This is a genomic window from Samsonia erythrinae (assembly GCF_004342665.1).
Classification (GTDB): Bacteria; Pseudomonadota; Gammaproteobacteria; order Enterobacterales; family Enterobacteriaceae; genus Samsonia; species Samsonia erythrinae.
The window spans coordinates 203,882-220,511 of record NZ_SMBY01000003.1; the positions used below are offsets into that span (position 1 = coordinate 203,882).

At 52.4% G+C, this 16,630-nt stretch carries 13 protein-coding genes, 1 tRNA gene and 1 pseudogene; 11 read left to right on the forward strand and 4 right to left on the reverse strand.

The genetic code is table 11. The features are described from left to right. Positions 1–329: 329 nt before the first annotated feature. Both EDC54_RS07605 and EDC54_RS07610 read right to left on the reverse strand, forming a co-directional pair. Positions 330–596, reverse strand: coding sequence for an anti-adapter protein IraP (locus EDC54_RS07605; protein WP_132454811.1), 267 nt, complete (start codon positions 594–596; stop codon positions 330–332). Positions 597–961: 365 nt separating this feature from the next. Beyond that, positions 962–1,231: pseudogene (locus EDC54_RS07610) on the reverse strand (LysR family transcriptional regulator); the annotation flags it as partial. Positions 1,232–1,607: 376 nt separating this feature from the next. Between EDC54_RS07610 and EDC54_RS07615 the strand changes: the two are divergent. The 3 genes from EDC54_RS07615 (at position 1,608) to EDC54_RS07625 (ending at position 6,506) form a co-directional block, all read left to right on the forward strand. Beyond that, positions 1,608–1,683 (forward strand) — tRNA-Asn (locus tag EDC54_RS07615). 483 nt (positions 1,684–2,166) lie between these two features. Beyond that, positions 2,167–3,330 carry an efflux RND transporter periplasmic adaptor subunit gene (locus tag EDC54_RS07620; protein WP_132454814.1) on the forward strand — a complete coding sequence of 388 codons (1,164 nt, stop codon included), beginning with the start codon at positions 2,167–2,169 and terminating at the stop codon, positions 3,328–3,330. After that, positions 3,330–6,506: an efflux RND transporter permease subunit gene (locus EDC54_RS07625; protein ID WP_132454816.1), complete on the forward strand. Its 3,177-nt coding sequence runs from the start codon at positions 3,330–3,332 to the stop codon at positions 6,504–6,506. The genes EDC54_RS07620 and EDC54_RS07625 overlap by 1 nt, the downstream gene beginning before the upstream one ends. 68 nt (positions 6,507–6,574) lie before the next feature. Here EDC54_RS07625 and EDC54_RS07630 read toward each other — a convergent pair whose 3' ends face one another. Next, positions 6,575–6,994 carry an Rrf2 family transcriptional regulator gene (locus tag EDC54_RS07630; RefSeq protein ID WP_132454818.1) on the reverse strand — a complete coding sequence of 140 codons (420 nt, stop codon included), beginning with the start codon at positions 6,992–6,994 and terminating at the stop codon, positions 6,575–6,577. Between the two features lie 112 nt (positions 6,995–7,106). Here EDC54_RS07630 and EDC54_RS07635 point away from each other — a divergent pair, with 112 nt between their 5' ends. Next, positions 7,107–7,481: a hypothetical protein gene (locus tag EDC54_RS07635; RefSeq protein WP_132454819.1), complete on the forward strand. Its 375-nt coding sequence runs from the start codon at positions 7,107–7,109 to the stop codon at positions 7,479–7,481. A 220-nt stretch (positions 7,482–7,701) separates the two neighbouring features. Here EDC54_RS07635 and EDC54_RS07640 read toward each other — a convergent pair whose 3' ends face one another. Next, the gene (locus tag EDC54_RS07640) at positions 7,702–8,649 is read right to left on the reverse strand and encodes an AraC family transcriptional regulator (protein ID WP_230514488.1); all 948 of its coding nucleotides are present in this window, start codon (positions 8,647–8,649) and stop codon (positions 7,702–7,704) included. Positions 8,650–8,846: 197 nt separating this feature from the next. Here EDC54_RS07640 and EDC54_RS07645 point away from each other — a divergent pair, with 197 nt between their 5' ends. The 7 genes from EDC54_RS07645 to EDC54_RS07675 all read left to right on the forward strand — a co-directional run bounded on the left by EDC54_RS07645 (position 8,847) and on the right by EDC54_RS07675 (position 16,511). Continuing rightward, positions 8,847–9,590, forward strand: coding sequence for an SDR family oxidoreductase (locus tag EDC54_RS07645; protein WP_132454821.1), 744 nt, complete (start codon positions 8,847–8,849; stop codon positions 9,588–9,590). A gap of 63 nt (positions 9,591–9,653) precedes the next feature. Further along, positions 9,654–10,391, forward strand: a complete 738-nt coding sequence (locus EDC54_RS07650) for an SDR family NAD(P)-dependent oxidoreductase (RefSeq protein WP_230514489.1) — start codon at positions 9,654–9,656, stop codon at positions 10,389–10,391. A gap of 35 nt (positions 10,392–10,426) precedes the next feature. Then, a complete protein-coding gene (locus EDC54_RS07655) occupies positions 10,427–11,284 on the forward strand; it encodes an SDR family oxidoreductase (RefSeq protein ID WP_132454825.1) in 858 nt (285 codons plus the stop codon). 65 nt (positions 11,285–11,349) lie between these two features. Next, a complete protein-coding gene (locus tag EDC54_RS07660) occupies positions 11,350–11,907 on the forward strand; it encodes a flavin reductase family protein (RefSeq protein ID WP_132454827.1) in 558 nt (185 codons plus the stop codon). A 275-nt stretch (positions 11,908–12,182) separates the two neighbouring features. Continuing rightward, positions 12,183–13,391: an MFS transporter gene (locus EDC54_RS07665; protein ID WP_230514490.1), complete on the forward strand. Its 1,209-nt coding sequence runs from the start codon at positions 12,183–12,185 to the stop codon at positions 13,389–13,391. 321 nt (positions 13,392–13,712) lie between these two features. Continuing rightward, positions 13,713–15,212: a SulP family inorganic anion transporter gene (locus EDC54_RS07670; protein ID WP_132454829.1), complete on the forward strand. Its 1,500-nt coding sequence runs from the start codon at positions 13,713–13,715 to the stop codon at positions 15,210–15,212. A 117-nt stretch (positions 15,213–15,329) separates the two neighbouring features. Next, positions 15,330–16,511, forward strand: a complete 1,182-nt coding sequence (locus EDC54_RS07675) for a mandelate racemase/muconate lactonizing enzyme family protein (RefSeq protein WP_132454831.1) — start codon at positions 15,330–15,332, stop codon at positions 16,509–16,511. Positions 16,512–16,630 lie beyond the last annotated feature (119 nt).

Below are 16,630 nucleotides of genomic sequence, written 5' to 3' on the forward strand. Positions count from 1 at the left end.
AAATACAGGGAAGGTGCAGCCATGTCTGCGCCTTCAACCTTCTCCCTAATTCCGTCTGCCATAGATATGTTCTATTACCAGATAGATACGCTAAATAACACCTATTTCAAAACAAAACACCGTTATAGGCAATGCAATATACACGCTCTTGAGGTGAAACTAATATGCCCCTTGTAACACAACAGGAAAGCCCCCCGTAAGCCTACTTAAGCTAAGTAAACGTCGTCATGCAAACGCAACTTAAAATATGACATATAAATGATTATCAATTAATGTGCGGGAGTTAATATGTTACTCATTCATCATATCAACATTGATTTATAAGAAAATTACTTCCCAAATGAAACAGTTTCTATCCGGTTTAAATTCTCTGCTAATAATTCCACCGCCAAACCATTGCACTCACCTCCCCGCAAAGAGGCATCAGCAACCACGCTTTCAATCTTCTTATTTAACTCATTGAGTTTCCCCTCATCCAATGTTGAAACAATGGCAGAGATCAGTATTTCGAGTGAGTCAATTTTGGCGTTAAGTTCTTTTTCTCCAACTTCTTTTTCTGCCAACTTCATTAAGAGATGCGAGAGAATATTATTCATTTGAACTCCTTAATCAAAAAAATAACCACCATACGCCATAAGCTAAAATCTGCTCTTGATGAACAGAATAAAGGGAAACATAACTAAGATTAATGTAACACTGTGAATGGTCAGATTGCTAGTGTCTCTGCGTATTTTAAGACAACGTTATTCGCACAGCCGCTAAGATCTAAGATGAAATTGAAAATAGACAAATCAGATAAATAAAAACCCGTTTATTTTAAACTAAAGAAATCCCCCTCTGTAACTTGTGACTTTTTTCACAACGATGAAAATTAGACTTCTTACTCTAACGACAAATAAAACAAAGACATCAGAGCAAAAGCCAGCCATCGTGGAATGGCTGGCTTTGTTAATATCTACACACGCAGTGATTGCCTTGTACTGTTCACCGCATCCTTTGCCTGTTCACACTGTAGCAATATCGTTAGCGCGTGAGAATAAAGAATTTTCCCTGCTTCGGTCGGCGTAACACCGCGCCGACCCCGCACCAGAAGCTGGTTTTGCAGTTCGCTTTCCAGTGTCGCCAACTGCTGGCTCAGTGCTGGCTGTGCGATATGCAGCGACTCCGCGGCCTGTGTCAGGCTACCAATATCAACGATTTTCACAAAATACTTGAGCCGTCTAAAATTCATGTCTGCCTCCTGAGTAGTTACACTAAAGAGGTAGCAAAAAACGCGCCATATTTTATTCTTCTGGTGAAGAGGAAGTGATATGCCCTGATAACCCATAATAAAATAAGGAAAAACAATGCCTCTGTGGACCGGTATCCCTGGGCTGGAATAGGAGATGAGTCTCCAGGCTAATGTCCACTCTGCATCATTCTAAAGCATCCATTGTCATGTTAGAGTGCAACCGGCCCACCAGTCAGCACCTTCATACCATTCTGGCGTTCAACTTGAGCAATAATTTCAATGCGTTGGTTATTAGTTCGTCAATCAAACGCGCCGTTCGCTAACAAGCTTTGACAACCCGAAATGCTCCGGCTATTATCCATCGCACTTAACCGATTCCTTTGTAGTTCAGTCGGTAGAACGGCGGACTGTTAATCCGTATGTCACTGGTTCGAGTCCAGTCAGAGGAGCCAAATTTAGAAAATCCCGCTTAAGGAAACTTAAGCGGGATTTTTGCTTTTCATCCTTTTATTGAATAACTTCAGGAACAAAGCGTTCCCGATACATTGTCAGTGTTCCCTCCGCATCGGGAAAAAATGGAGGTCAGATTTGGGGTCAGGTTGGTTCGATAATGAAGTGACCCCGAATGTCTCTTTTCCGGCGTGGAGCCAAAATGCGCCCCCCGCATAATCCCCCCACCGACCCGTCTCTATTGTAGTCATTTACACAGAAAGGAACGCACTACACGCAAAAAACATCATGTAACTTTCATAGTTTCCTGTGATAAGGTTGATCATGACTCATATGAAGTTACATGACTTTACCTTTTGATGTCAGCTTGGAAAAGCCGACAGCGTGCTCGCATCAATGAAGCATCTCAGGCAAAGGCTATGGCGTTAAGTGTCAATGACTACCTAACACTCAGTTTAATAATTAAATGATTTCTGGATTGATTTATGACTGTATCGTTCAAACGACGTGTAGTGTGCCTAACCGTTGTGATTGCTGTCATCGGAACGTTGTTTTTAAAACAGACCGTTATACCCGATGCGCATGCTCTGGAATTAACAAGCCTTCAGACGGTGCAAACAACACCGGCAGTTGTTGAGACTGTAAACGACTGGGTTGAATTTTCAGGGAAACTGGAGGCCACTGATGAGGTCACTGTCCGCTCAAGAGTCGCGGGCGCAATTGTTGATGTTAAGTTCAGGGATGGTCAGTTGGTCAGGAAAGGCGATATTTTATTCGTTATCGATCCAGCGCCCTATAAGGCTGAACTGGAGCGGGCCCGTGCGGCCTATGCACAGGCAAAAGCAAAGCAGGATCTGGCATTGCTGGACCTCTCCCGGGGTAAAAAACTTATTGGGACCCATGCTATTTCACAGCGGGATTTCGATGTTCTGGTGAATGCTGCCCAAGAGTCGAAAGCTGCCAGAGATATTGCCGGCGCTGAGCTTGAACGCGCCAGCCTTGAGGAAAGCTATACCCGGATCACCGCACTGGTATCTGGCCGTATTTCCAGAGCGGAACTGACGGTTGGTAATCTGGTCGCAGCCGGAAGCGACAGCTCAGTTCTTGCATCAATTGTCGCCCTTGATCCCGTGTATGTTGCTTTTAATGCGGATGAGCGAACCTACCTGCGTTATATCGATAAGTTTTCCCAAAAAGACAGGCCTGAAGTGCTGGTTGGTCTGGCCGATGAAAAAAACTTTCCACATAAAGCCATCCTTAATTCTGTAGATAATCGTCTCAGTACCGAAACCGGCACTATCAGGATGCGCGCGCTTCTTAATAATCCATCATCAAGGCTGCTTCCCGGTTTACAGGCTCGTGTCAGGCTCCAGGCGAGTAAACCTTACCAGGCCGTGTTGATTGACCAGACGTTGATACGCACCGACCAGGACCGACGTTACGTCCTTGTTGTCGGAAATAATGACAAAGTTGAATATCGAGCGCTTGAGCTGGGAAGCAGGCAGGGAACACGGATTGTTGTGGAAAATGGTCTCAGTAAAGGTGACAAAGTCATTTCCGGGGGAGCACAGCTCGTGAGGCCAGGGGATACCGTCAGGATCAGCAAAGACGCTCCCCTCTCTTCACAGCTCCAGGAAGGGAAGCCATAATGAAATTATCAAAGTTCTTTATCGACAGGCCGGTTTTTGCCGGTGTACTGTCGTCGTTATTTGTTCTGGCAGGCATTATCGCTATGTTTCGTCTGCCGGTGTCGGAATACCCGCCGGTCGTCCCTCCATCCGTCATCGTTCATGCTCAGTATCCTGGGGCCAGTGCAGCCACTATTGCGCAGACAGTCGCGGCACCAATAGAGGAAACCGTTAATGGCGTGGAAAATATGCTGTATATGCAGTCGCTTTCAAATGAAGATGGCAATCTCTATTTGACAGTGACATTCAGGCTGGGCACTGACCCAGACCAGGCACAGCAGTGGGTTCAGAACAGGGTGTCGCAGGCGCTGCCCCGTTTGCCAGAAGATGTCCAGCGGCTTGGTGTGACGACCAATAAAAGCTCGCCGAATATCACGCTTGCTGTCCATATGATATCGCCTGATGGCAGATATCATGACAATTACATCAGTAATTACGCTATACGCAACGTCAAAGACCAGCTTTCGCGTATTGATGGTGTGGGCCAGGTCACCGTATGGGGCCCCGGCGGTTATGCGATGCGCATATGGCTCAATCCTGCTGCGATGGCAGCCCGCGGACTGACGACATCCGATGTCGCCTCAGCGATCCGTGAGCAAAATGCGCAGTCGCCTGCGGGAAGTGTCGGCGCAGCACCGATGACAGAAGAAACGCCATTGCAGTTGTCCGTGAATGCCGGCGGTCGGCTTAAAACAGCAGAAGAGTTTGGCAACATTGTGCTTCATGCCCGGCAGGACACCAGAACAACATTGTTGAAAGATGTTGCCCGTATCGAACTGGCTGCAGAAAATTATGCCATGCGTACTTACCTGGATAAAAAGCCGGCGGTAGCGCTGGCCATACAGGAATCTCCCGGTGCGAACGCTCTGGATATTGCTGCACAGGTTAACAGCACCATGGAGGAACTGAAAAAACAGTTCCCACAGGGTCTGGACTATCAGATAGCTTACAATCCAACCAAATCGGTTAAGTCCGGCATTGAGGCTGTGATCCATACCCTCTTTGAAGCCGTACTCCTCGTGGTACTAGTCGTTTTTCTTTTTCTCCAGACCTGGCGGGCCTCCATCATTCCTCTGCTGGCCGTTCCTGTATCGATAATTGGTACCATGGCTTTCCTGTATTTGTTCGGATTCTCAATTAATGCGCTGAGCCTTTTTGGTCTGGTCCTGGCTATAGGCATCGTGGTTGATGATGCCATTGTCGTTGTGGAGAATGTGGAGAGAAACATAGAAAGAGGTATGACGCCATATCAGGCCGCGTGCAAGGCAATGCAGGAGGTCAGTAGCCCCATTATCGCGATCGCACTGACGCTGAGCGCCGTGTTTGTTCCACTGGCTTTTATGAGTGGCCTGACTGGAAGGTTTTATCAGCAGTTCGCCGTGACCATTGCAGTATCGACGATCATCTCCGCCATCAATTCTCTTACGCTTTCGCCGGCACTGTCAGCAATGCTCCTGAAGCCGCATGGTTCAGAAAGTGACTGGCTTACCCGTATCATGCATCGGTATTGCGGTCGGTTCTTTACTGTTTTTAACCGCCTGTTTAACAGTAGCGCCAGGCGATATGAAAAAGGTGTCGGCGCGCTTGGACAACGTAAGCTACTGATTATGATGGTTTATGGCGGTTTACTGATATTAACGCTGTTTCTGGGCAGGGCGATACCCGGGGGATTTATCCCCTCTCAGGATAAAGAATACCTGATCAGCTTTGTGCAGCTTCCCGCAGGTGCATCCCTGTCCAGAACTGATGCAGTGCTGGAAAAAATGAATGAAATTGCACGAAGTGAACCGGGTGTGTCATCCACGTCTTCCTACGCGGGGCTTTCAGTAAACGGCACCACCACCAGTTCAGGTTCCGGTCTGACATTTATCCTCCTTAAGCCTTTTGATCAGCGGCAGGGTATCAGCGCAGATGATGTTGCCGCTTCTCTGAATGCCAGATACCGGTCCCTCCCAAATGCGGATTTTGCGGCTGTATTTCCGGCACCCCCGGTTATGGGCCTCGGATCGCTGGGGGGGTTCAAATTGCAGCTCGAAGACAGAGGTAACGTTGGTTACGACAGAATGGCCGAAGTGCTTGGACGCTTTCAGGCCGAAGCCGCTCAATCCCCCGTGCTCACGCCACTTTTTTCTACTTACCAGAATAATGTTCCGCAGCTGAATATCGATATTGACCGGAACCGGGCCAAGCAGCTAGGGGTGAGCATCAGCGATATCACCGAAACAGTGCAAACCTATCTTGGCTCATATTACGTCAATGATTTCAATTTCATAGGTCGTGTTTATCAGGTAAGGATGCAGGCTGACGCGAAGTACAGGGCTACGCCGGAGGATATACTGAAACTACAGACCCGAAATGCCGATGGCGATATGGTACCGCTGTCTGCGATTGCCCATATAGAGTCCACACACGGGCCTGAACTGGTTACCCGTTATAACGGTTATACAGCGGCCGATCTCAGTGGCGCTCCGGCTCCGGGCTATTCTTCCAGCCAGGCAATGGACGAGATTGAACGCATAGCGAAGAAAACACTTCCACCTGGCGTAGAGTATGAATGGACAGACCTGACCTACCAGCAAATCCTTGCAGGCAACAGTGCCGTCTGGGTTTTTCCGCTGTGTGTATTTCTGGTATTCCTGGTACTGGCCGCCCAGTATGAAAGCCTGACGCTTCCGCTAGCCGTCATTATGATTGTACCAATGAGTATTCTTTCCGCCCTGACCGGAGTATGGCTTACACACGGGGACAATAATATCTTTACGCAGATAGGATTTATCGTTCTTGTCGGACTGGCGTCTAAAAATGCCATTCTTATCGTTGAATTTGCACGTGAACTTGAACTGTCAGGTAAGTCGTCTTACGACGCGGTAAAGGAAGCATGTCGTCTCAGACTTCGCCCTATTCTGATGACCTCTCTGGCCTTCATTATGGGTGTGATACCACTGATGGTATCGCATGGTGCCGGGGCTGAAATGCGTCAGGCAATCGGAATATCGGTGTTCTTTGGTATGCTTGGCGTAACCCTGTTTGGCCTGTTTATGACGCCCGTCTTTTACCTCATTGCCCGAAAAATATCAGGGAAGCCTCTGCACTCGGCCATACCACCGGACGCGCCTGATGAACAACCGGTAACATAACAGGCTTCAGCCCGAATAAGTCATAACAACCATTCAACAGCCAGACGCTATGAGTCCGGCTGTTGAATTTAAGGGTGTTTAAGAACGTCCGGCACAAGCTTATCAAGGGTCAGCTCAGAAAAGCGGTTCGTAATCAGGCGTCTCGCCTCTTCAAGCGTATCACTGATTTCATTGTTGACCGCATCCTCAATCAGGCATTTATCGTGCTCATTCGTCCAGCCTATTGAAAAAAGTTCAGTACTGCCAATAGCATGGAAAACCTGAAGAAGGGTAATCGAGCTGAGGGATTGCTGAAGTGTCCAGCCCCCGCCGTGGCCCTTCTCAGAATGGATCATGCCTGCCTGTTTAAGCCCCTGAAAAAGGCGTCTGACCACGACCGGATTCGTATTGATCATCGAAGCAATATCTTCGGAGGTCACGGGATCGCGGATTTTATCCATATGAATCAGTACATGTAACGCCCGGGATAGTCGGTGGTCTTTTCTCATTGTTGATTCCTGTTTGCTGTATGTTTACTTATGAAACTTTTGTTGTTGCATAAGTCGCAAGATTTCATGTATCTTATACTATTACATGAAATCCTTACAGAGAGTATTTTTTATGTCATTCGATAACGTTTTAGAACAGTTGTGGGTTTGTCTGGTCATCGCGCTGATGTCCAGTTGTATTTCAATTACCGTAACGCAGCAGGAAATGTTCCGTCCATTGCGTGAATGGATGGTCAAAAGAAATGCCATGATTGGCTATCTGTTCAGTTGCTTTTATTGTTTCAGCCACTGGGTGGTTTTTGCGGGTGTGGCAATTTACAGGCCTGTTCTTGTTCATTCAGGGTTCTGGTTAGTGGACCTGGCTGTTACGGCTTTCTTTACTGTCGGTTTAACGGCCATGTTCAGCGGTATTATCCTGAAGGTGATGAGAAATGCCATTGCCAAAGCCATTGAAGAAAAGGAGATGAAAGACAAGCTGGGTTTATAAATCGTGTAGAGCCTGACAACCGGGCGTTGATAGCAAGGCTCCGTTCAGCCCGGAGCCGAATATCATCGGCCATGGTTGGCGCAGTCTCACGCCAGGTTGCGAGACATTTTTGCCTTCATCATTCGTGAAGTCCACAAGGACCTGCCGCCAGTACAAAACTCTCAGTGTATCTATCTGACATGCTTTCAATGTGTTCGCATAAATTAAAGATAAATGCGTATTAATGCATCGATGTGGCGGCTTCAAGTTGAGCGGGCTCCATCAGTGCGAATGCTGAGCGCATTTTACGTGCCTCTTCTCCGGGGCTGCGACCAAATAGCCGTTTAAACTCCCGGTTGAACTGCGATGCGCTTTCGTAACCGACCCGGGCTGCGGCCCCTGCTGCGGTAACGTTGTCGCGGATCATCATCAGTCTTGCCTGATGAAGACGTACTGATTTGATGTACTGGATGGGTGAAGTGGCCGCGACGGTTTTAAAGTGCGCATGGAAAGCCGGCACGCTCAGGCCAGCTTCACGCGCCAGTGAAGCCACGTCCAGCGACTGGGCGTAGTCGCTGTGGATGCGCCGCAGGCTCCGGGCGATGCGTCCAAAGTTGCCATGACAAGCCAGTGCGGCACGGATAGCAACGCCCTGTTCACCCAATAAAACACGAAAACTCAGCTCGCGCACGATCCCTGGCCCCAGAACCCGGGCTTCAAGCGGTGAACACAATGCTCTCAGCAAACGAATTGTCGTATCTGCCAGCGTGTCGTCCAGTGGCGTCGAGACAATGCCGACTGGCGTGCCCGATGCGGTGCTGACATGCTGATCAACAGCCATGACCAGGTCTGCCACCGCGGTCATATCCAGACGAACGGACACAGCCAGCAGCGGTTCTTCCGGGCTGGCATCGGTCTCGCTTGAGAATGGCAGAGGTACTGACAGCACTAGGTAGTGCAGAGGGTCATAGTGGTAAACCTTGTCGGCCAGATAGCCGCGTTTGTGTCCCTGACAGACAATAATAATGCTCGGCTCATAGAGCACGGGCGTACGCCCCAACGGCCCATCTGCACGCATCAGACGCACGCCATCAAGCAGCGTACGGGTGTGGCCTTCGTGTGGGGCAAGCTGCCGGATCATCGCCGCCATTTCGGACTGTCTGGACATAAAGGGCGTTATTTCTGACATGGAACAGACCTGTTCAACTGACTTAGTGGTGATATTTTTGCGCTTTAAATGCTTAAAAAGCAATACGGCTAATAGGATTAGGCAATAACGCAAGAGTGTTAGACCTGTCGCCGATGATTCCCCCTCTTTATGATACCTGCCTGTTCGATATTCCCACGGCTATTCCTGTAACAGTCGAAGATAAGCAAGGAGGGAACATGAAACCAGTAGCATCAGAAGCGGCTAAGGTGGTCATACTTACCGGTGCCAGTAGTGGTATCGGTGAGGCCACGGTTCGTCATCTTTCCCGGCAGGGGCATCATCTGTTCATCGGTGCCCGACGTCTGGAAAGACTGACAGCATTGCAGGCTGAGCTGAGGTCGGAAGGGGCAAATATTGATGTGATGGCACTCGACGTCACGCGGCCAGAAGATTTGCAACGCATCGTAGCCATGGCGCAGGCAAGGCACGGACGCATTGACGTACTCATCAACAACGCCGGCGTTATGCCCCTCTCACCGTTGGCAGCGTTGAAAGTTGCGGAGTGGGATCTCATGCTGGATGTCAATGTGCGTGGCGTTTTACACGGCATTGCCGCTGTCCTGCCGTTCATGCAGGCACAGGGTTATGGTCACATCATTAACATCGGCTCCATTGGTGCGCATACGGTCTCACCCACTGCCTCTGTCTATTGCGCCAGTAAGTTCGCGGTACGCGCCATCTCAGACGGACTGCGGCAGGAGAACGACGCCATCCGGGTGACACTGGTCAGCCCGGGTGTGGTCGAATCGGAGCTTGCCGATCATATTACGGACGAAACGGCCCGGGTCGCCATGCGCGAATTCCGACGCATTGCCTTACCTCCGCAAGCCGTAGCGCAGGCTATTGCTTATGCCATCGCACAGCCCGATGGCGTGGACGTCAGCGAGCTCATCATCCGTCCCACGGCCAGCCGTTATTAATCGTAAACATCTTTTCATCTACCAGGAGTTTTCATGTCAGAAGCAAGCTCTTCTACCCGGGCCATGCCATTTGCAGGTCGTGTTGCCATCGTCACAGGTGCTGCCAGCGGAATCGGCCTGGCAACCGTCGAACGATTACATCAGCAGGGAGCGAGTATCGTCGCCGTTGGCCGTGGAGATAACGTCAACGCGCTGGCATGCGAAGGCATCGTGCCAGTCGTCGCCGACGTCACGCAGGAAGCCAGCGCAGCACTGGCGGTACAGACTGCACTGGAACAGTTCGGTCGCCTCGATATCCTGATCAACAACGCTGGCATCATCATTAATCGGCCGGTGGCGGAAATGACGCTTGAGGAATGGAATCAGGTCATGGCAGTCAACGCCACCGGTGCATTCCTGTTCTCCAGAGAAGCCATGCGTCCAATGAGAGCGGCAGGTTCCGGTGCAATCGTCAATATTGGCTCCTACGCCTGTTACCAGTCTTTTCCCGGTATCGCCGCCTATGCCGCATCCAAAGGCGCGCTGGCTCAGTTAACCCGGACGCTCGCGCTGGAGGCTATTGGCCACGGTATTCGTGTCAACGCGGTGGGCTCTGGTGATGCCGTGACAAACATCACGAATACCATCCAGCCCGACGGGCAGGCATATCTGACAGAGCATGGCCGCAAAGCACCCATTGGTCGCGCAGCCCACCCCGGGGAAATCGCAGAGGTTGCGATTTTCCTTGCATCGGACAGGGCCAGTTACCTTGTCGGCTCGGTGGTGATGGCCGATGGCGGCATGAGTGTCGCCATTCAGTAATACAACTCATTTTCCAACAACAGGAGTCCTCATCCATGCAACAACAAGCACACTTTTCTAAAGTTTGGTTTATCACCGGCGCGGCACGCGGCATCGGCCTTTCGCTGGCCCGTCTGGCACTGGCACGCGGAGATAGTGTGGCCGCCACATCCCGTACACTTGCCAGCCTGCGTCAGGCGTTCGGCGACAGCAGCGAACGGCTGCTACCGCTGGAAGTGGATCTGATTAATGAAGCGAGCGTTCAAGCCGCCATTGACAAGACCATCGCCACCTTCGGACGCATCGACTGCGTGGTCAACAATGCCGGCTACGGCCAACAAGGGACCATCGAGGCTTTGAGCGATGCCGAACTGCGCCGCAATTTTGACGTCAACGTGTTCGCGCCCCTGCACGTGTTGCGTCATGCCCTGCCGCATTTGCGCGGCCAGCGCAGCGGCCACATATTCAACGTGGCCTCCATCGTGGGCTTCCAGGGCGGTTACGCAGGCTGGGGCAGTTATGTTGCCAGCAAGTTCGCGCTGGCCGGTCTGACCGAAACACTGGCTGCCGAACTGGCCGAGCTGAACATCAAGGCAACCGTGGTTTATCCGGGACCGGTGCGCACCGGCTTTCTGTCCAGAGACACGCTGGTGGTGGCCGAGCGTTCGATTTCAGACTACACCGAAGCTCAGGCTTCGCTGGATCTGCATCTCAACGGTCTGGATGGGAAGCAGGCTGGCGACCCTGATAAAGTCGCGGCCCTGATACTGCAAGCGGCCCGTGCTGACGAATCACCGGTACATCTTTTCGCGGGTAAGATTGCCAACACCCTTGCAAAACAGAAAATGCAGGCGGTGAGTAAGGATCTAGAGGACTGGCGAATCGCGTCAGATGCCACGGATTTCGATGATTAATAACCTGTCCCCTAAGGGGCGTGTGAACAGCGCATGCCCCTCATTTTCATTCAGGAGGATATATCATGCATGACAGCCTACCTGCGGACAAAGCGTACCGTATTCTGGAGTCCGGCCCTGTAGTTCTGGTATCCACCCGGGGGATAGATGGCCGTACTAATCTGATGACCATGGGGTTTCACATGATGATACAGCACGCCCCGCCTCTGGTCGGCGCGATTATCGGCCCCTGGGATTACAGTCATCAGGCATTATCTGATACCGGTGAGTGCGTACTGGCCGTACCCACTGTAGAACTCACGGAGAAAGTCGTCGACATCGGCAATTGTTCGGGCGAAACAGACGACAAATTTGCGCGTTTCGGCCTGACACCTGCCCCCGCGCTAACGGTCAATGCGCCTCTGGTACGTGAATGCTGGGCTAACCTGGAGTGCCAGGTGGTCGATGATAGCTGGGCGCGGCGCTATAACCTATGGGTTCTGGAAGTTCAACGGATATGGCTCGATACTTCGCGACGAAATGTGCGTCTGGTCCACCATCAGGGCGATGGCCGCTTCAGCGTGGATGGAGACCTTATTGATTTTAGTGAAAAAATGGTGAAATGGCGCGATTTGATGGCGTGATATCTCAGAATATAGGCGGTCGAATGACAGGATGTTTTTGGCCCGGATGAGGATTAACAGGCCGCACTGGTTTAAGATTCTGAGTCGATTGCTGAGGTGAGGTATCATAACGCGTTACATTCCCGGCAGAGATCGTTGCTTTTATGTCTCCCGCTGTTTAATTTTCTGAAAGGGAGAACACATCATGCAACAGCAAACAATGCCGGATAAGCTCCTTTCGGGGCTGCGTTCATTACCGACGATCATCCTCCAGTGGTAAAAAAGGAACCTAAAACGTGACGAACACGATGACTCAGCCCACTTTCAGGCTTGGTCGGGGAACATGTTTCCTACTGGCCATCGCTTGCGGTATTACCGTCGCCAACGTCTATCTTAGCCAGCCGCTACTCAATGAGATCGCCCGCTATTTCGGCGCAGCGCCGGAGCACGCCAGCCTGGTAGCCAGTCTGGCGCAAACGGGCTACGCCTGTGGGATACTGTTCGTCGTCCCCTGTGCAGACAGCCTGTCACCGCGGCGTTTATGCGGCGCACTGCTGGTCATGACGTCACTGATGTTGCTGGCATCCTCTTTTGCGCCCGGACTGGACATCCTTGTGATAGCCAGCTTTTTCCTTACGACCTTCACCGTGATCCCTCAGGTGATTATTCCCTTTGCCGTCTCCGTCGCGGATAAGGGACAGACCGGAAGAGTTATTGCCTCGCTACAGACCGGGCTCATTCTGGGGATTCTTCTGGCGCGAACGTTCTCTGGCGTGCTGGCAGACCTGACGGGCACATGGCGTGCGCCGTTTCTTGTCGCCGCTGTGCTGAACCTGTCCGTACTGATGATGCTGGCTTTTTGCCTACCTGCTGCAAGTCATCATACCCCCCGACTCACTTTCAAGCGTTATCTGGCCCTGCTGCGGCCAATACCGGGCCTGATAGTAAAATACCCGCCGCTGCTGCTGTCTTGTCTGATGGGATTTTTGGTATTTGGCGCATTTTCAGCCTTCTGGGCGACGCTGGCTTACTATCTGGCCTCGCCGGCTTTTGGGATGACCCCTGCCGAAATCGGGCTGTTTGGCCTCTGGGGCGCGGCGGGCGCTCTGCTGGCGCCGCGTATGGGACGCCTCAGTGACCGCTTTAGCCCGGAACTGGTCAACGCGGTGTCGCTTATCGCCGTCGCGCTCGCGTTTTTCTTGTTTTGGTCGCCGTATGGGTATCCGCTGGCTCTGCTGGTGGTGGGGGTTAACCTGCTTGATTTCGGTTTGCAAAGCGGTCAAATCGCCAATCAGGCGCGTATCTTTACGCTGCCCGCCGAATTCCGGGCTCGTCTGAATACCGTTTATATGGTGTTCACCTTTACCGGCGGGGCAATAGGCGCGGCCATGGGCGCGCATTTGTGGGCCCTTTGGGGCTGGGGCGCGGTTTGTCTGCTGGGGATAGCTATGCTGATATTGGCGGCGACAGTATTACGGCTCTTATCCCGAAGGGTCCGTCCCTGATTGAGTCAATGGTTTTCCTGACTACCTACCGCGCGTGGAATAGGAAGCCCACGGCGCGGCGCAATAGAATCCCACACTGGCGGATGTCTCACTGATGAGAAGAGTATCTTTTATCATGCCGATAATTTATTCTTTGCCGCTTTTCATCATGCCTTATCGTTCCTGAAGATTCGCATGGCGTGACAAGCGTTAGCGTTCTGAACAACGCGATGCGTTGGTCTCAGAACGAGGCCTTCGACGGCCTGACGCGTCAGTTCAACCACCGGGTATGCCGTTTGGGCCATCACGGTACGTAAGAAAAGAATAAGAGCCTGCAATATTATGATTCCATCGTCCAACACCACAGCGCCGTCGGTTCCATCGGCATCATCAACGCTTGCCATATTACGCTCACCTTCGTTACTGATGCGTGAGGTTCTGGCGGGCACCATCACCGCGCTGGCGCTTATTCCAGAGGTGATTTCATTTTCCATTATTGCGGGGGTTGACCCGAAAGTCAGCCTGATCGCATCCGTGGTTTTATGCTTTATGATGTCCTTCCTCGGTGGCCGCCCTGCAATGGTCACCGCAGCTGCGGGCGCCGTGGCGCTGGTTATCGGTCCGATGGTGCACGCGCACGGTGTGGCCTATATTCTGCCCGCCGTCATCATGGCAGGGATCGTACAGATTCTGTTTGGACTGGCAGGTTTGGCGAGAATGATGCGCTATATTCCCCGTTCGGTGATGATCGGTTTCGTGAATGCATTGGGCATCCTGATTTTCGCCGCGCAGGTGCCACATATTTACGGCCAATCTTCACTCGTCTGGCTACTATTTGCATTAACGGTCGCGATCGTTTTACTGCTGCCCTATGCGGTAAAAAGCATTCCCGCACCGCTGGTTGCCATTGTGACCGTGACCGCGATTGCCATCTTTACCGGCATCACCGTGCCTAATGTCGGCGATGCCGGCCCTATGCAGCCCGGATTGCCAGGGTTCACCCAGTGGCTGGTGCCGTTCAATCTTGAGACACTGCGTATCATCTGGCCAACCGCGTTCAGTATCGCCTTCGTCGGGCTGATGGAATCACTGTTAACCGCCAAACTGGTAGACGACATCACGGATACACCATCCAGCAAGCGCCGCGAATGCTGGGGACTGGGCGTGACCAATATCTTCGCCGGATTCTACGGCGGCATGGCCGGGTGCGCGATGATCGGGCAAACCATGGTCAACGTGGAGTTGGGTAAGGCGCGCACGCGTATCTCCACCCTCGCCGCCGCACTGGTGCTGTTGTTGCTGGTGACAGGGCTGAGCGAGCTCATGGCGCAGATCCCGATGGTGGTGTTGGCGGGTATTATGATGATCGTCGCGCTTAAAACCATGAACTGGCATAGCCTGCACCCCACTACGCTGAAACGGATGCCGCTATCGGAAACGCTGGTGGTATTGGTCACCGTCATCGCCACCGTCTCGACGGGGAATCTGGCGATCGGCGTCGCCGGTGGCGTTATCTTTGCCATCCTGCTGTTTGCGCGTCGCGTGGCGCACGTCATTCACGCGGAGCGTCAGGTGAGCGAAGACGGGCAGTCGGTATACTACAGGGTACGCGGGCCGCTGTTCTTTGGCAGCAGTAACGATCTCTTCGAGCACTTCCTCTATGCGCAGGATCCGCAGAACGTCACGATTGATCTGACCCACGCCCAGATTTGGGATGCGTCCAGCGTGGCGGCACTCGACGCGATTGAAACCCGCTATCACCGCTACCATGCGACGGTTTCGATCATCGGGCTGGACACGAACAGCACGAAAATTCACCAGCGCCTGTCAGGGCATCTCTGATCGAGTGCAGGTCGCGCCGGAGAGCTATCCTATTTCGCACCTTTTTCTGCCATTGACAACCCGTACGCCGCTGTGATTAGACTCGATGCAAAGCAGGCTAACTAAAAGGAAGTATTAATGAAAATTACCGATGTGCGCGTCATTTTAGCGAACCGTTATATGTTTGTTGAGGTCACGACCGACGAGGGGTTGACGGGCATTGGCGAATCCGGTGCCTGGGGCTTTCTCGATGCCTCCAAAGGCGCGGTCGAAGCGCTGCGCACGTATCTGATTGGACAGGATCCGCTGCGGATTGAACATCACTGGCAGTATATGTACCGCTGCTGGCATTTCCGCGGCGCCGCCATTATGGGCGCCATCAGCGCCATCGATATCGCTCTGTGGGACATTGCGGGCAAGTATTACGATACGCCGGTTTATAACCTGCTGGGCGGACGCTGCCGCGACAAGGCGCGCGTTTATGCGCATGCGGGTGGCCGCACGACAGAAGAGACTATCGCCAATCTGAAACAGGCCAAAGCCGACGGCTTCACCGCGATTGGGCACCTGACGCCTTTTCTCGATGAATCGCGCGATGCGCCCTACTTTACTACCCACGCCAAAGAGGTCGGCGAAGCCATCGAGCGTATCGGTCTCTATCGGGAAGCGGTCGGTAACGATGTCGACCTGTGTATTGAGGTCCACCGTCGCCTGAAACCTGCCGATGCCGTGGTGTTCGCACGCGGCATTGAGCCGTTTTATCCCTATTTTATTGAAGATCCTATCGGCGCAGATAACTTCGATTCAATGGCCGAGGTGGCCGACAAAATCAATATTCCTATCGCCACCGGTGAACGTCTGAATAACCCGCAGGAGTTCGCGATGCTGATCCGCCGTAACGCGGTCGCCTATGTGCGCCCCGATGTTTGCATGTGCGGCGGGATCACCGGCGCGAAAAAAGTGGCGGCGCTGGCAGAAGCCAACGATTTGATGGTCGTCCCGCACAACCCGCTTAGCCCCGTCTCTACCGCCGCCTGTTTACAGATCGCCGTCAGCATCCCGAATTTTGCCCTGCTGGAGTATCCGGGGGATGATCAACCGGCGCTGTCGGAAAAATTTGGCGCGACCGGCGTCGAAAACGGCGTGCGGAAAAAAGACGTGGTGAAGAACACGTTCAAATGCGTAGAGGGATTTATGGAGATACCGACGCAGTCCGGCATCGGCATTGAGCTCGCTGACGATCTGGAGAACCGCTTCCCTTATCGTCGTCGCGGCCTGAAAACCCGACTGCACGTCGACGGTTCCGTCGTCGATCAATAAAAAGCGTCAGCGGTGCCGCCAACGCCACTGACGACTCAAAAGCGACCATAGGCGCCAATGGAACCACGTTAGCGGTTCCATTGACGCCCAAAAACTGAGGACTTAGCGCGCCGGCGATT

Coding starts and splice junctions, on each gene's coding strand:
- EDC54_RS07605 (WP_132454811.1), bottom strand. CDS start 596: ATGAATAATATTCTCTCGCATCTCTTAATGAAGTTGGCAGAAAAAGAA.
- EDC54_RS07620 (WP_132454814.1), top strand. CDS start 2,167: ATGACTGTATCGTTCAAACGACGTGTAGTGTGCCTAACCGTTGTGATT.
- EDC54_RS07625 (WP_132454816.1), top strand. CDS start 3,330: ATGAAATTATCAAAGTTCTTTATCGACAGGCCGGTTTTTGCCGGTGTA.
- EDC54_RS07630 (WP_132454818.1), bottom strand. CDS start 6,994: ATGAGAAAAGACCACCGACTATCCCGGGCGTTACATGTACTGATTCAT.
- EDC54_RS07635 (WP_132454819.1), top strand. CDS start 7,107: ATGTCATTCGATAACGTTTTAGAACAGTTGTGGGTTTGTCTGGTCATC.
- EDC54_RS07640 (WP_230514488.1), bottom strand. CDS start 8,649: ATGTCAGAAATAACGCCCTTTATGTCCAGACAGTCCGAAATGGCGGCG.
- EDC54_RS07645 (WP_132454821.1), top strand. CDS start 8,847: ATGAAACCAGTAGCATCAGAAGCGGCTAAGGTGGTCATACTTACCGGT.
- EDC54_RS07650 (WP_230514489.1), top strand. CDS start 9,654: ATGCCATTTGCAGGTCGTGTTGCCATCGTCACAGGTGCTGCCAGCGGA.
- EDC54_RS07655 (WP_132454825.1), top strand. CDS start 10,427: ATGCAACAACAAGCACACTTTTCTAAAGTTTGGTTTATCACCGGCGCG.
- EDC54_RS07660 (WP_132454827.1), top strand. CDS start 11,350: ATGCATGACAGCCTACCTGCGGACAAAGCGTACCGTATTCTGGAGTCC.
- EDC54_RS07670 (WP_132454829.1), top strand. CDS start 13,713: ATGATTCCATCGTCCAACACCACAGCGCCGTCGGTTCCATCGGCATCA.
- EDC54_RS07675 (WP_132454831.1), top strand. CDS start 15,330: ATGAAAATTACCGATGTGCGCGTCATTTTAGCGAACCGTTATATGTTT.